16 protein-coding genes and 1 other RNA gene are annotated in these 15,011 nt (G+C 45.0%); 15 read left to right on the top strand and 2 right to left on the bottom strand.

Annotation, left to right across the window (positions count from 1 at the left end):
- Positions 1–51 precede the first annotated feature (51 nt).
- From IYQ92_RS07140 to perR, 9 genes are all read left to right on the top strand, one after another.
- Complete coding sequence (locus tag IYQ92_RS07140) at positions 52–2,289, top strand: heavy metal translocating P-type ATPase (protein WP_195676027.1); 2,238 nt, start codon at positions 52–54, stop codon at positions 2,287–2,289.
- Positions 2,290–2,305: 16 nt separating this feature from the next.
- Complete coding sequence (locus tag IYQ92_RS07135) at positions 2,306–2,509, top strand: heavy-metal-associated domain-containing protein (RefSeq protein ID WP_195676026.1); 204 nt, start codon at positions 2,306–2,308, stop codon at positions 2,507–2,509.
- A 516-nt stretch (positions 2,510–3,025) separates the two neighbouring features.
- The gene (locus tag IYQ92_RS07130) at positions 3,026–3,658 is read left to right on the top strand and encodes a trimeric intracellular cation channel family protein (protein ID WP_195676025.1); all 633 of its coding nucleotides are present in this window, start codon (positions 3,026–3,028) and stop codon (positions 3,656–3,658) included.
- The gene (locus tag IYQ92_RS07125; RefSeq protein ID WP_195676073.1) at positions 3,658–4,470 is read left to right on the top strand and encodes a Cof-type HAD-IIB family hydrolase; all 813 of its coding nucleotides are present in this window, start codon (positions 3,658–3,660) and stop codon (positions 4,468–4,470) included. The genes IYQ92_RS07130 and IYQ92_RS07125 overlap by 1 nt, the downstream gene beginning before the upstream one ends.
- Before the next feature lie 150 nt (positions 4,471–4,620).
- The gene (locus IYQ92_RS10715; protein WP_195676072.1) at positions 4,621–4,758 is read left to right on the top strand and encodes an LPXTG cell wall anchor domain-containing protein; all 138 of its coding nucleotides are present in this window, start codon (positions 4,621–4,623) and stop codon (positions 4,756–4,758) included.
- Positions 4,759–4,976: 218 nt separating this feature from the next.
- Positions 4,977–7,622, top strand: a complete 2,646-nt coding sequence (gene polA, locus IYQ92_RS07115) for a DNA polymerase I (protein WP_195676024.1) — start codon at positions 4,977–4,979, stop codon at positions 7,620–7,622.
- A gap of 323 nt (positions 7,623–7,945) precedes the next feature.
- On the top strand, positions 7,946–8,245 hold the full coding sequence (locus IYQ92_RS07110) for a bacteriocin immunity protein (RefSeq protein WP_195676023.1): 300 nt from the start codon (positions 7,946–7,948) through the stop codon (positions 8,243–8,245).
- Positions 8,246–8,272: 27 nt separating this feature from the next.
- On the top strand, positions 8,273–8,707 hold the full coding sequence (locus IYQ92_RS07105) for a CoA-binding protein (RefSeq protein WP_195676022.1): 435 nt from the start codon (positions 8,273–8,275) through the stop codon (positions 8,705–8,707).
- A gap of 85 nt (positions 8,708–8,792) precedes the next feature.
- Entirely contained in the window at positions 8,793–9,263 is a 471-nt protein-coding gene (perR, locus tag IYQ92_RS07100) for a peroxide-responsive transcriptional repressor PerR (protein ID WP_195676021.1), read from the top strand.
- A gap of 74 nt (positions 9,264–9,337) precedes the next feature.
- Here perR and IYQ92_RS07095 read toward each other — a convergent pair whose 3' ends face one another.
- On the bottom strand, positions 9,338–10,093 hold the full coding sequence (locus IYQ92_RS07095; protein ID WP_195676020.1) for a DUF975 family protein: 756 nt from the start codon (positions 10,091–10,093) through the stop codon (positions 9,338–9,340).
- Between the two features lie 177 nt (positions 10,094–10,270).
- Between IYQ92_RS07095 and tgt the strand changes: the two genes are divergently transcribed.
- From tgt to IYQ92_RS07065, 6 genes are all read left to right on the top strand, one after another.
- On the top strand, positions 10,271–11,413 hold the full coding sequence (gene tgt, locus IYQ92_RS07090; RefSeq protein ID WP_195676019.1) for a tRNA guanosine(34) transglycosylase Tgt: 1,143 nt from the start codon (positions 10,271–10,273) through the stop codon (positions 11,411–11,413).
- A 109-nt stretch (positions 11,414–11,522) separates the two neighbouring features.
- Positions 11,523–12,299 (top strand): MBL fold metallo-hydrolase, encoded by a 777-nt coding sequence (locus IYQ92_RS07085; RefSeq protein ID WP_195676018.1) that lies wholly within the window; start codon positions 11,523–11,525, stop codon positions 12,297–12,299.
- Positions 12,299–12,769, top strand: a complete 471-nt coding sequence (tadA, locus tag IYQ92_RS07080; protein WP_195676017.1) for a tRNA adenosine(34) deaminase TadA — start codon at positions 12,299–12,301, stop codon at positions 12,767–12,769. Before IYQ92_RS07085 ends, tadA begins: the two co-directional genes overlap by 1 nt.
- A gap of 17 nt (positions 12,770–12,786) precedes the next feature.
- Positions 12,787–13,011: a hypothetical protein gene (locus IYQ92_RS07075; protein ID WP_195676016.1), complete on the top strand. Its 225-nt coding sequence runs from the start codon at positions 12,787–12,789 to the stop codon at positions 13,009–13,011.
- Positions 13,012–13,046: 35 nt separating this feature from the next.
- Positions 13,047–13,144: signal recognition particle sRNA small type (gene ffs / locus IYQ92_RS07070), an RNA gene on the top strand.
- A 252-nt stretch (positions 13,145–13,396) separates the two neighbouring features.
- A complete protein-coding gene (locus IYQ92_RS07065; RefSeq protein WP_195676015.1) occupies positions 13,397–14,746 on the top strand; it encodes a glucose-6-phosphate isomerase in 1,350 nt (449 codons plus the stop codon).
- 47 nt (positions 14,747–14,793) lie between these two features.
- Here IYQ92_RS07065 and IYQ92_RS07060 read toward each other — a convergent pair.
- Positions 14,794–15,011: transposase (locus IYQ92_RS07060; RefSeq protein WP_195676014.1), on the bottom strand; the 218-nt coding region annotated here is incomplete at its 5' end.

The raw sequence follows: 15,011 nt of genomic DNA, 5'->3' as shown, positions 1-15,011 counted from the left end.
TATCAAAATCAGTATTTAAAGATAAAGAGCATTTAGAAAGCGAGGTTCTTCATGGCAACTAAAGAGGAAACTTTCGTAATTGACGGCATGACCTGTGCCTCCTGTGCCCTGACTGTGGAAAAGGCGGTCAATAAGTTGGCGCATGTGGACAAGGCTGTGGTTAACTTGACGACGGAAAAGATGGCGGTGGATTTTGACCCAGATTTAATTTCTGAGGCTGAGATTGAAAAAGCAGTGGCTGACGCTGGCTACGGTGCGACGGTCTATGACCCTGAGCAAGCCCAAAGTCAGCAGGAGCGTCACAGCACGGCGACCCATAAGATGTGGCATCGCTTCTGGCTTTCAGCGGTCTTTGCCATTCCGCTTTTATACATTTCTATGGGCGGCATGATGGGCTTGTGGTTGCCGCCATTCTTGCAGGCTAGTCAAGCACCCTTGACGGTGGCTGTGCTTGAATTGGTCTTGACGCTTCCTGTTATGTATTTTGGTCGCATGTTTTATGAAAATGGCTTGCGCTCTCTCTTTAAGGGGCATCCAAACATGGATTCCTTGGTTGCGGTAGCAACCAGCGCAGCCTTCATTTACAGCCTTTTCGGCCTCTATCATGTCATCTTGGGGCATGGGCATCATGTGCACGACCTTTACTTTGAGTCTGTGGCGGTCATTTTGACCTTGATTACGCTGGGCAAGTATTTTGAAACCCTTTCTAAGGGACGGACTTCTGCGGCTATTGAAAAATTGCTGACGCTGTCTGCCAAGGAAGCACGTGTTATCCGTGATGGACAAGAGCTGTCGCTCCCAATCGAGCAAGTCCAAGTCGGCGACATTGTTATGGTTAAACCTGGGGAAAAAGTTCCCGTTGACGGGATTGTCATCGAAGGGCAGTCAGCCATTGACGAATCTATGCTGACAGGGGAAAGCCTCCCTGTGGATAAAACCGTGGATAGTCAAGTTTACGGTGCCTCCATCAACGGTCAAGGCGCCCTCAAGATTCGCACTGAGAAAATCGGTAGCGACTCCATGCTATCACAGATTATCAAGCTAGTTGAAGATGCTCAATCAACTAAGGCACCGATTGCTAATATTGCTGACAAAGTGTCTGGTGTCTTTGTGCCAGTTGTCATGACTATCGCGCTAATCGCAGGTCTCTTCTGGTTCTTCATCATGGGGCAAACCTTTATCTTCTCTCTCAAGATTGCCATCGCGGTGCTGGTTATCGCCTGTCCTTGTGCTCTTGGACTTGCGACTCCGACAGCTATCTTGGTGGGTAGTGGACGCGCAGCTGAAAACGGTATCCTCTTCAAAGGTGGCGATAGCCTTGAGACAGCCCACCATGTGGACACTATCGTCTTTGACAAGACCGGGACTTTGACTCAAGGTAAGCCTGAGGTTGTTGCTGTCCATGCCTCTGATATGACCGAAGCAGAGCTATTGACCAAGGTCGCCTCTGTGGAAAAACTCTCTGAGCATCCGCTTAGCCAAGCTATTGTTGACAAGGCTGTGGAAAATGGGCTGGCGCTTGAAGAAGCTAGCGACTTCCAGTCTCTAACAGGTCTAGGTCTCAAAGCGACACTTGCTGGACAGACCATCTATGTCGGTAATGGCAAGTTGATGGCGGATCAAAAGATTGATACTAGCAGCGCTAAAGCCATTGTTGAGACAGCTGCTAAGCTGGGTCAAACGCCGATTTATGTCGGGAAAGCTGAGCATCTGCTTGGGGTGATTAGTCTTGCTGACCAGGTCAAGGCTGACAGTCAGGCGACGGTTGCCAAACTGCAATCATTGGGAATTGATGTGGTCATGTTGACGGGCGATAATGCGGCAACTGCGTCAGCCATCGCTAGTCAACTAGGTATCAATCAAGTTATCTCAGATGTGTTACCTGATGAGAAAGCGCAAGCCATTCTTGACCTGAAAGGTCAGGATAGAAAAGTCGCTATGGTGGGCGATGGTATCAATGATGCGCCTGCGCTTGCCAGTGCTGATATCGGGATTGCCATGGGGTCTGGGACTGACATTGCTATCGAGTCTGCGGATGTGATTCTCATGAAGCCTGAGCTCTCAGATGTGGTTAAAAGTTTGACCATTAGTCGAAAAACGCTTAGAATTATTAAGGAGAACCTCTTCTGGGCTTTCTTCTACAATGTGCTAGCCATTCCGGTGGCTATGGGCGTGCTCTACCTCTTTGGCGGACCACTTCTCAATCCAATGCTGGCGGGTCTCGCTATGGGCTTTAGTTCAGTGTCTGTTATTCTCAATGCCCTTCGTTTGAAATGGGTTAAATTATAGAAAGTAGGAAATGATTATGGAAAAAACGTATGAAGTAACTGGTATGAAATGTGACGGCTGTGTCAAAACTGTTACAGAAAAACTCTCAGCCGTCCGCGGTGTGGAAAAAGTTGTCGTTGACTTGGACAAAAAACAAGCAACTGTGACAGGTAAACCTTTTAAATTTATGCTTAAAGGTGCCCTCAAAGGAACAAAATTCGCACTAGGTAAAGAGATTTAAGAGTCAACCACCTCCGGGTGGTTTTTTTAGTGCTGGTAATGAGTACAGCAAAACTGATTTTTGATATTTTCTAAGGTAGTGCGGACGCAAGCAACCTCCTTCGGAGTTCCATTGCTAATTTTAGAGCCCCTTCGCTTCTTCGTTTTTAGGCTCAGGCAGTAACAGTCCACTGGACTGTTACTCTCTCAAAGATTCCGTTATCAGTGAATTGTCATTTATTATTAGGATAAATACTGTCCGCCGAGCGGATAAGCTCATGTAATTTTGCAGGAGCCCCACCACCGGGTGGAGTAGCCAATGTAATTTTGTAGGAGTCCCACCGCCGGGCGGAGTGGTCAATGTATTTTTGCAGGAAGCTCACCGCCCAGCGGACGGGTCAAAGGAGTTGACTGACTATCGTCTATGAGAGTTTTAGGTGTTCTGATGTTCGGATAAGATTTTAATTTTCCCTAAGCCCTCCCTTTTTCCCTCTAAAAATGGTAAACTAAGGGGGAAATTAGTATAAAGGAGCTGGTCGTGTCAGTTGATATTTGGAGTATTTTGAACTTGGTGGGGACGGTGGCTTTTGCTTTGTCGGGAGCCATCGTGGCTATGGAAGAGGACTTTGATATTCTGGGGATTTTCATCCTTGGCTTTGTGACGGCTTTTGGTGGCGGGGCTATTCGCAATCTGTTGATTGGTCTGCCCATTCATATGCTGTGGAATCAGGGACCAGCTTTTTATGTGGCTCTAGTCGCTATGCTTATCATCATAATTTTTCCAAATGCTATCAACAAGCGCTGGATGCAAGCAGAGGTGCTGACAGATGCTATTGGTTTAGCGGCCTTTAGTGTTCAGGGAGCTCTCTATGCCATTCGGATGCAGCAACCTTTGAGTGCGGTGATTGTAGCAGCAGTTTTGACAGGAGCTGGCGGTGGCGTCGTTCGGGATGTATTGGCTGGGCGCAAGCCTGGGGTACTTCGGAGCGAAGTCTATGCCGGCTGGTCGGTGCTAGCTGGCATCATCCTCTACTTCAAACTAGCCTCCAACTCGACAGGCTACTACCTCTTGGTGCTGGCAATCACCTGCCTACGCATGCTCGGTTACAAGCGCCAGTGGCATTTACCCAAAGTCAAATGGCAAGACACAGAAAAAACAGGAGAAAAATGATGGTAAAACTGATTGCAATTGATATGGACGGGACGCTTTTAAATAGCGAGAAGAAGATTCCGCAGGCCAATATTGACGCCATTCAAGAGGCGGCGCAGGCGGGTATTAAGATTGTCATCTGCACGGGACGTCCGCGATCAGGCATCCTGCCTTACTTTGAGCAGCTGGGGCTGACCGATGAGGAGTACATCATCATGAACAACGGCTGCAGCGTCTACAATACCAAGACTTGGGACTTGGTGCATTCAGCTCAGTTGACGTTTGATGAGGTGGGACAATTGGCTGACGCTGTCAGTGATTATCCACAGGTGTGTTTGACCTTGACGACTGAAAATACCTATTATGCCCTGGCTGACGCGGTCCCAGAATTAGTGCAGTACGACGCAGGACTTGTCTTTGACACAGCAAAGGCAACCAGTTTTGAAGCACTGAAAGACGATACAGACATCATCTTCCAAGCCATGTATATGGCAGAGCCGGACCAATTAGACTTTTTTCAAGCTGACATGGCTGAGGAAGTCAGCCAGTCCTTCAGCACGGTGCGAAGCCAGAGTTACCTTTTTGAAGTTATGCCTCAAGGTACAACCAAGGCTAGTGCCCTTAAACAATTAGCGCAGCACTTGGGCTTTGCCCCAGACCAAGTCATGGCACTGGGCGATGCGGCAAATGACCTTGAAATGCTTGAGTTCGCAGGGGTCAGCGTGGCTATGGGCAATGCGACGGACGAGGTCAAGACCATCTGTAAGCACGTGACAGCTAGCAACGATGAGGCAGGTGTGGCGCAAGCGATTTTGGACATTGCTTTAAATTAGATAAATTAACTAGCACCATGGTTTAATACAGTACCACAAAATACAACTGGTACGCCAACAACTCCAACTCCAACTTCACAACCACAAACCTCAACAACATCTCAACCTAAAGCTACAACGGTAACTTCAACGTCTACGACACAATCAACAATTCCTACAAGTACTGCTAAACAAGCAACGCTTCCATCTACAGGTGAACAAGATACAACAGCAACAGTTGCTACAGGCATTGGCTTCATCTTAGATGCGTTAGGTTTAGCTGACAGACGTCGTCGTAAAAAGGATTAATCATTAGCGTCAGATCATTAGATGTGAGATAATCATTAGCGCCTAAAACACTAGTGCTAACTGATAGAGCCAAGAAATGAGGGATCAACTCCAATTTAGAGTGATTCCTCATTTTCTGTCTCTATGAAATTGTGAGAGATGACTTTTCAGTAGGCTCCCAGATTGTCTTTTGGGGTTAAAATCCCTTATTTCACAAGGGCTTGTGTTATAATAAAAGCATGACTAACAAGAAAAAATTACTTTTAATTGATGGCTCATCGGTAGCCTTCCGTGCCTTTTTTGCACTATACAATCAAATTGACCGTTTTAAAAATGCTAGCGGTCTTCACACCAATGCTATTTATGGGTTTCACCTCATGCTCAACCATCTCTTGGAGCGCGTGCAACCGACCCATGTTTTGGTAGCCTTTGATGCGGGTAAAACCACCTTCCGTACGGAGATGTATGCCGACTACAAAGGTGGACGTGCCAAGACACCAGATGAATTCCGTGAGCAGTTTCCTTACATCCGTCAACAGCTAGAATTGCTTGGTATCAAGCATTATGAATTAGACCAATACGAAGCTGACGACATCATCGGAACCATTGATAAACTGGCTGAAAATGTGGATGAATACGATGTGACCATTGTCTCTGGTGACAAGGACTTGATTCAATTAACAGACAGCAACACTATTGTGGAAATTTCCAAAAAAGGTGTGGCTGAGTTTGAAGAATTCACCCCAGCCTACCTCATGGATAAAATGGGCATTACCCCAGCGCAGTTTATTGACCTCAAAGCCCTCATGGGAGATAAGTCTGATAATATCCCTGGCGTGACCAAAATCGGTGAGAAGACTGGGCTCAAACTGCTTTTAGAGTACGGTTCTCTCGAAGGCATCTACGACAATATCGATGGCATGAAGAAGTCTAAGATGAAAGAAAACCTCATCAACGACAAGGAGCAGGCTTTCTTGTCTAAGACTTTGGCGACCATTGACACCCAGTCACCAATCACAATTGGACTTGATGACATCACCTACTCTGGACCTAAAGACATTGAAGCGCTAGCCAAGTTCTACGACGAGATGGATTTCAAGCTCTTCAAAGAAGCCTTAACTGGGCAGACAGCACCGCAGGAAACTTTCGAAGTAGCCTACACCGAAGTGACTGACAGCTTGACGCCTGACATGTTCGCAGACGACACTTTCTATTATATGGAGATGTTTGGGGATAACTACCATGTGGCCGATATGATTGGTCTTGCTTGGGGAAATAGCAAAGCTATCTATGCGACGACTAACTTGGACCTTTTGCAGGATGACCTATTTAAAAAAGCTCTAGCTGCGCCTATCAAAACCTATGACTTCAAGCGTACCAAGGTTCTGCTTAGCCATCTTGGTCTTGATTTGCCAGCGCCAGCCTTTGACACTCGTCTGGCTAAGTACCTGCTTTCAACCGTAGAAGATAATGAGTTGTCAACTATCGCTCGTCTCTACACTAGTCTTCCGCTTGAGACAGACGAGGTAGTCTACGGTAAGGGTGCCAAACGTGCCATCCCTGAAAAAGAAGCGCTGCTCAGCCATTTAGCCAAGAAAGTCCAAGTCCTCATTACTTCTGAAGCGCCTATCTTGGAAAAATTGGCAGAGCACGACCAGAAATCCCTCCTCTTTGACATGGAGCAGCCCCTGGCTGATGTTCTAGCCAAAATGGAAATCCAGGGAATCACGGTCAAAAAGGAAACCCTGCAAGAAATGGAAGTGGAGAACCAGAAAGTCATCGACAACCTCACGCAGGAAATCTACGACTTGGCAGGCGAAGAGTTCAACATCAACTCACCAAAACAATTGGGAATCCTCCTTTTTGAAAAATTAGGCTTGCCAGTGGAAATGACCAAGAAAACCAAGACTGGCTACTCAACTGCTGTTGATGTCTTGGAGCGTTTGGCGCCAATGTCACTGCTTGTGACCAAGATTTTGGACTACCGCCAGATTGCTAAGTTGCAGTCAACTTACATTGTTGGTTTGCAGGATTTCATTCTTGAAGATGGGAAGATTCATACCCGTTATATTCAGGATTTGACGCAGACTGGTCGCTTGTCTAGTGCAGATCCTAACTTGCAGAATATTCCAGTGCGTTTGGAGCAAGGGCGTCTTATTCGTAAGGCTTTTGTGCCATCGCAGGCTGATTCAGTACTTTTGAGTTCTGACTATTCACAGATTGAATTGCGGGTGCTGGCTCATATTTCTGGGGATGAGCATTTGATTAAGGCCTTCCAAGAAGGAGCTGATATTCACAGTTCAACAGCCATGCGTGTCTTTGGTATTGAAAAACCTGAGGATGTCACTCCAAATGACCGCCGTAATGCCAAGGCCGTTAACTTCGGTATCGTCTACGGTATTTCAGATTTTGGTTTGGCAAATAACCTCGGTATTCCACGTAAATTGGCTAAACAGTACATTGACACCTATTTTGAACGCTACCATGGTATCAAAAATTACATGGAAACCGTTGTCCGTGAAGCTAAGGATAAGGGCTATGTGGAGACACTCTTCCACCGCCGTCGTGAATTACCGGATATCAATTCTCGTAATTTCAACATTCGCAACTTTGCGGAGCGCACAGCCATTAACTCGCCAATTCAGGGAAGCGCAGCCGATATCCTTAAAATCGCTATGATTAACCTAGACAAGGCCCTAGAAGAAGGTGGCTACGAAGCGAAAATGCTCCTCCAAGTGCACGATGAAATCGTCCTAGAAGTACCAAAAGTAGAACTAGCAGCCATCAAAAAACTAGTCACCGACACCATGCAATCAGCCATCCAACTATCAGTCCCACTCATCGCCGACGAAAATGATGGAGAAACATGGTATGAAGCTAAATGAGGGAGCACTACAGAAATCTGTGATTTCGTCTTAGTGCCCCCGCAAGGGATGTGAGGCTAGTGACAAGTCGCGAAGCGCTGCTGTCATTCGCCCACAGCCTACTGCGTACAAGGACAGGAAGGCTTGCGAAGCAAACCTCCCCTTCGTTTTAGAATTTTCAGGCTCGGGCTAAAGCAGTCCATTGGACTGCTTTACTAGGACCTCCGCACAGTTGATTAGGCTGGTAGCAAGTCACGTAACGACGCAATCAACTGCCAATCAACCCTTGAACCAACTTTAATACTCCCCCTCAAAAAAAACTGGCAACCAAGGAAAGGACTCCCATGCAACCAGCTATCGATATCAAAGAACCTTTAGAGGTTCTTTACAACTTGATTTTGAATCCTGAGGTGACTCAGGAGGAACGTGATTTACTTGTGAATGCTAAGAATAAGATTGAGCACGGCGATGATGTCTTGCCGGTCTTCAATCTTCTCCTCGGCTACCTCCGCCCTTATGCCATCAAGCGAATCATGTCTAAGCCAGTTGCAGAGGAACTTTACCTCAAAGCCATGACTCGACCAGCCAATGACCAAAAGTTCTGGTCTTTGGTCTACTTGGGCTTTCTAGCATCAGGAAAGTAGCATTTGCGCTACTAGAAAGGAATTCCTATGACTTATTCATTTCAAAATCCCAGTCCATCTGTCATCCGTGACTACATCCAAAATGCTAAAACCATCGCTGTCGTTGGGCTATCCAACCGCGAAGACTCAGCAGCCTATGGTGTGGCCAAGGTCCTTCAGTCAGCAGGTTTCACCATTATTCCCGTCAACCCTAAGTTAGCTGGTCAGGAGATTTTAGGGGAAATGGCTTACGCTTCATTGCGAGATGTGCCTGTTCATATGGATATCGTTGATGTTTTTAGGCGCAGCGAGTTCTTGCCTGATGTGGCGCGTGATTTTTTAAAGACTGATGCTGATGTTTTCTGGGCACAATTAGGCTTAGAAAGTCAAGAAGCTGAAGAAATCCTCCGCGCTGCAGGGCGTCAGCATATTGTCATGAACAAGTGCCTCAAAATCGAGTACCGCAACCTCTCTGCTCAGTGAGAAGGCGTCCCAATAGGCAAGTAGGGAGAATTTGTGGTATAATAAACCTACTAAAAACGAGGAAAGTGTTGTAGAAAGGAGCCCTATGGACATTCATTCACACAATCACCAAGCCTTAGATGCCTATGAAAATGTCCTAGAGCATCTGAGAGACAAACACATTCGTATTACGGAAACGCGAAAAGCCATCGTTGCTTACATGGTCAAAAGTACCGAGCACCCCAGCGCTGAAAAGATTTACCATGACCTTTTGCCCAAATTTCCGGGCATGAGCCTAGCAACGGTCTATAACAACCTAAAAGTCTTGGTTGAAGAAGGTTTTGTGGCTGAGCTGAAAATCAGTAATGACAGCACAACCTACTATGACTTTATGGGACACCAACATGTCAATATCGTCTGTGAATCTTGTGGTAAAATCGTTGACTTCATGGATGTTGACCTTCTCGATATTGCCAAAGAGGCTCACCAACAAACACAATTTGAAATCACTAAAGTTCAATTGTTGGCTTACGGCATCTGTCCAGAATGTCAGGCTAAACAGGTTAAAATATTATAGGAGGGTTTGGAATCAAGGTTCCAAACCTCTTTTTATATCAAAAAACACTTCGCGTAAACGAAGTGCTAGTTATGTTAGTTATCTGCAACCAACTGATTATAGAAGATAAGGTGGGCTGTTGTGTTATACGGGAAAACATAGAAATAAATGAGTCCCATTGTTAGAGGGACAAGGAAATACCAACCGATGAAGCTGAGTTCTAGCAGGAAGAATTTCCATTTTTTCCCCTTCATCAAGGTGACACTTTGCGACAAAATAGCGCGTGCGCTGGAATAACGATTGTCTTCCAAATGGTCATAGAGTAGATATGGCGCCATGCTGTAAGCGTATTGGCGTTGAATGACGATTGTCAGACCAATGACGGTCACTAAAATGCCTATAACCAGGAGAATAATCGCAGTCAGAGTAATGGTATTCCCTAGCAAGTAAGTCCCAAGTCCCACCAACAAAAAGCCAAAGGCGGGAAGCAGACTGAGTAGGAAAAGGTAAATCCACCGCAAAACTAGAAGTACCAGCAATTTCATAAAAATAGCTCGGTTGAATGCGTAAGTATTATCCGTAAATTGAACTGTCTGACGTTGATGACGAATCACATCAAGCATGATGAAGCTAACAGATAAGACAAAGAAATCAAGCAGATAGCTAATCAATAGCGGTGAGTAGCTGGCAGACACTCTCACTTGGATTCCTCCCAGATCCAGCAGGGTTTGATACACTGATAGACCAGCGGTCAAGATGGTTAATAAAATCGGTAGGCAAAATAAAGCGTATTTACCGCTCAAGCCTCTGAGTACTGCGCGAGCCTGAGCTTTGATGTCTGAAATGGTCATAAATCCTCCAAAAGAGATGATAACTTATTATACCACAGTTGGCTTGTGAGCATGACAAGAGCCTATTTTTTTGGTAAAATCGTAAAGGATTAAGAAGCGCAAGCTTATTTTTTTGGAAAAATAGCAGAGCTCAAAAGAAAGCCCACGACTGTTTTTCGTGGAAGCAAAGGAGAAAACATGACAGATCATCCGATCAAATACCGCTTGATCAAGCAAGACAAACGAACAGGAGCCCGCCTGGGTGAAATCATCACCCCACACGGCACCTTCCCAACCCCGATGTTCATGCCAGTTGGGACGCAGGCAACGGTTAAAACCCAATCCCCAGAAGAACTCAAGGAAATGGGTTCAGGCATCATCCTTTCAAATACTTATCACCTCTGGCTTCGCCCTGGTGATGAATTGGTTGCTAAAGCTGGCGGTCTGCACAAATTCATGAACTGGGACCAAGCTATCTTGACGGACAGTGGTGGTTTCCAAGTTTATTCATTGGCTGAAAGCCGTAACATTACCGAAGAAGGGGTGACCTTCAAGAACCACCTCAACGGATCAAAAATGTTCTTGTCACCTGAGAAGGCCATTTCTATCCAAAACAATCTTGGTTCTGACATCATGATGAGTTTTGATGAGTGTCCGCAGTTCTACCAACCTTACGACTACGTCAAAAAATCAATCGAACGTACCAGCCGTTGGGCAGAACGTGGGCTCAATGCTCAGCGTCGTCCGCATGACCAAGGCCTTTTCGGTATCGTTCAAGGCGCTGGTTTCGAAGACCTTCGTCGCCAATCAGCTCAAGACTTGGTCTCAATGGACTTCCCTGGTTACTCAATCGGTGGGCTCGCGGTTGGTGAGACTCACGATGAGATGAATGCCGTTCTTGATTTCACGGTGCCAATGTTGCCGAGCGACAAACCGCGTTATCTCATGGGCGTTGGTGCGCCAGATAGCCTCATTGATGGGGTTATCCGCGGGGTTGATATGTTTGACTGCGTCCTTCCGACTCGTATCGCCCGCAATGGAACATGTATGACTAGCTTTGGTCGCTTGGTGGTTAAGAATGCCCAATTTGCAGAAGACTTCACCCCACTTGACCCTAACTGTGACTGTTACACCTGTAAAAACTATACGCGTGCCTACATTCGTCACCTGCTCAAGGCTGATGAAACCTTCGGTATCCGTTTGACATCTTACCACAACCTTTACTTCTTGGTAAATCTTATGAAAGACGTTCGCCAAGCCATCATGGACGACAATCTTCTCGAATTCCGTGAAAATTTTATGCAACGTTATGGCTACGGAACCAATGGACGTAATTTCTAATAGAAGAGAAATCTGGACGCTGTTTAGGTTTCTTTTTATCACCTCAAATCAGAAAAATCCCTTTCGATTTGATATAATAAAAAGAGTATAAAACAAAGAAGGTATTCCTATGAAACTAATAACACTTGGTTGCTGGGGTGGTTACCCATACAAAGATGGTGGGACAACCAGCTATTTAATTACCGCAGAAAATGGCTTTCAACTCCTTATGGATGCGGGAAGTCGAGCAGTCAATGAACTTGAAAAAGAAATCAGTCCTCTAGATTTGGATGCGGTTATCATCAGTCACTATCATCCAGACCATGTAGCTGACCTCGGTGTTTTCTACCATTATCGTCAGCTTTATCCTAAACACCTTTGGGAGCCAAAAATCTTGCCAGTTTACGGGCATGATGAAGACACTTATGAATTTTCAAAATTGACGCTTCCAAATGTTGCCCAAGGCATTGCCTACCATACCAATGGTGTCGAGCAGATTGGACCGTTTGATGTGACCTTCATCAAGACTGTTCACCCCGTGGTTTGTTACGCCTTTCGCATTGTGGAACGCGAGACAGGTCAAACCCTAGTCTTCACTGGAGATACAGGCTATTTCCCAGAGCTTGCGCCATTCACCAAGGGTGCCGACCTCTTCCTTGCTGATGTCTATTTCTTTGAAGGCAACGAAAATCACTTTGCTCATTTGACGTCTAAGGAAGCGGGACAAATCGCTAGCGCAGCTAAGGTGAAGAAGTTGGTGCTGACACATGTCCCACAATTTCCAGCAGAGGGCATCGCTCCAGATAATCACTTGGAAGTGCTTCGCAAACAAGCTGAAAGCTACACCAATGGCATTTCTGTTGATTTGGCTCAGCCACATAAATCATGGGACTTGGGGAATCTGTAATGCAGGAATTCACCCAAGAAGAAAAAGAATTTTTCATGTCTGAGGCACTTAAAGAAGCTCAGCGTTCATTAGAAAAGGAAGAAATTCCTATCGGTTGCGTCATTGTCAAGGACGGACAGATTGTTGGACGCGGTCACAATGCTCGCGAGGAGGAGAATAAGGCTATTCTCCATGCCGAAATCATGGCTATCAACCAAGCTAATGAGACGGTGGGTAACTGGCGTCTGTTAGACTCGACACTTTTTGTTACCATTGAACCTTGTGTCATGTGTAGCGGAGCTATTGGGCTTGCCCGTATCTCACAGGTCATCTATGGGGCTAAAAATGCTAAGTTCGGCGGTGCTGGTAGTCTCTATGATATTTTGACCGATAGCCGTCTTAATCACCGTGTTGAGGTGGAAACAGGTGTGCTGGAAGCCAATTGTGCTCAGATTATGCAGGATTTCTTTAGGAAACGTCGCCAAAAATAAGGCTAGAGGGAGTTGTCATGAGCCATTCCCATCATTCTCAAAAAATCAAAGCAAGTCGCTTGAAGGTTTGTCCTAGTGGCAAGGCGTCCTATCAGGACAGATTGTCAGCTATGCTCTTTATTTCGCGTCAATGGCATGATGATGATTGGTGGAAGAAGGGCAAGAGAAGTGACAAGCGCTTGGCTAGAGCTTACCAGTGCCCTATCTGTGGGCATTGGCACTTGACTAGCCATGCAAGCTGAAAATTTTAACTTGCAATTTTCATGGCATATGCTATAATAATTAACGGAGCAACATCTGTGCGTGAAGCGGGTCAGGGGAGGAATCCAGCAGCCCTAAGCGATGTCAGGTGTGTGCTCTTTTTCTGTTTCTTTCGACTTTTACGAATTATAGGATGATGAAAATGTTTCAGAAAGTAATTGTAAGCTATGCAAAGTTTATGAAAATTTTCGGAAATTGTGGTAACGCTTTTAAATAATGAAAAAGCTGTCAAAAGCCTTGAAAAAATAGCTATAAAAGAGTAATATAAGAGAGAACATTTTTTTAAAAGTGAACAGTTTATTAGAATATACAGAAAACGCTTTCTATATATTGTGACAAACTGTATCTTACTATAAGGAGCTTATCATGTCACATATTCAATTTGACTACTCAAAAGTACTAGATCAATTCGTTGTACCACACGAATTGGATTACCTTCAAGTTCAAGTTTCAGCAGCAGACAAAATGTTGCGTGAAGGAACTGGACCAGGTTCAGACTTCTTGGGATGGGTTAACCTTCCAGAAGACTACGATAAAGAAGAATTTGCTCGCATCCTTAAAGCAGCAGAAAAAATTAAATCAGACAGCGAAGTGCTTGTTGTTATCGGTATCGGTGGTTCATACCTCGGTGCTAAAGCAGCTATTGACTTCTTGAACAACCATTTTGCTAACCTTCAGACAGCCGAAGAACGTAAAGCGCCACAAATCTTGTACGCTGGTAACTCAATTTCATCAACTTACCTTGCTGATCTTGTTGAATACGTTCAAGACAAAGAATTCTCAGTTAACGTTATCTCTAAATCAGGAACTACAACTGAACCAGCTATTGCCTTCCGCGTCTTCAAAGAACTTTTGATTAAAAAATACGGTCAAGAAGAAGCTAACAAGCGTATCTACGCAACTACTGATAAAGTTAAAGGTGCTGTTAAAGTTGAAGCTGACGCAAACGGATGGGAAACTTTCGTTGTTCCAGACAATGTTGGTGGACGTTTCTCAGTTTTGACACCAGTTGGATTGCTTCCAATTGCTGCTTCAGGTGCGGACATCACGAAATTGATGGAAGGTGCTAACGCAGCTCGTAAAGAATTGACTTCAGATAAAATTTCTGAAAACATCGCTTACCAATATGCAGCTGTTCGTAACGTTCTTTACCGCAAAGGTTATGTGACTGAAATCTTGGCCAACTACGAACCATCACTTCAATATTTCGGTGAATGGTGGAAACAATTGGCCGGTGAATCAGAAGGTAAAGACCAAAAAGGTATCTACCCAACATCAGCTAACTTCTCAACAGATCTTCACTCACTTGGTCAATACATCCAAGAAGGTAACCGTAACTTATTTGAAACAGTTGTCCGTGTTGACAAACCACGTAAAAACGTTGTGATTCCTGAATTGTCAGAAGATCTTGACGGACTTGGTTACCTCCAAGGTAAAGATGTTGACTTCGTTAATAAAAAAGCAACTGACGGTGTGCTTCTTGCTCACACAGACGGTGGTGTACCAAATATGTTTGTTACTCTTCCAGAACAAGATGCCTTCACTCTAGGTTATGTTATCTACTTCTTCGAATTGGCAATCGGTTTGTCAGGTTACCTCAACGCTGTTAACCCATTTGACCAACCAGGTGTTGAAGCTTACAAGAAAAACATGTTCGCCCTTCTTGGTAAACCAGGATTTGAAGAACTTTCAGCAGAATTGAATTCACGTCTTTAAGAGATAGGAAAAGTGGCTCATTGTCAACTGTAGTGGCTGACTTATCACTAACATCTAGAGAGAATCAGATTGGTTCTCTCTATTTTGATGTTCAAAGCAATGAGAATTTTTGTTTTAAAGTTCTTGAAGTTTCGAAATCCGAAAGCTTGACGCTTAATGTCCTTGATGAGTTTGTTAGTGGCTTCTAGCTTGGCGTTAGAATAAGGGAGCTCCAGGGCGTTTGCGATGTAGGATTTGTATTTCTTGAAGGTCTTAAAGACAGCGG

The sequence above is a fragment of the Streptococcus sp. HF-1907 genome (assembly GCF_015594605.1).
Taxonomy (GTDB): Bacteria; Bacillota; Bacilli; order Lactobacillales; family Streptococcaceae; genus Streptococcus.
The sequence above is the reverse complement of the archived record's forward strand: the minus strand, read 5'-3'. Positions and strand labels throughout refer to the sequence as shown.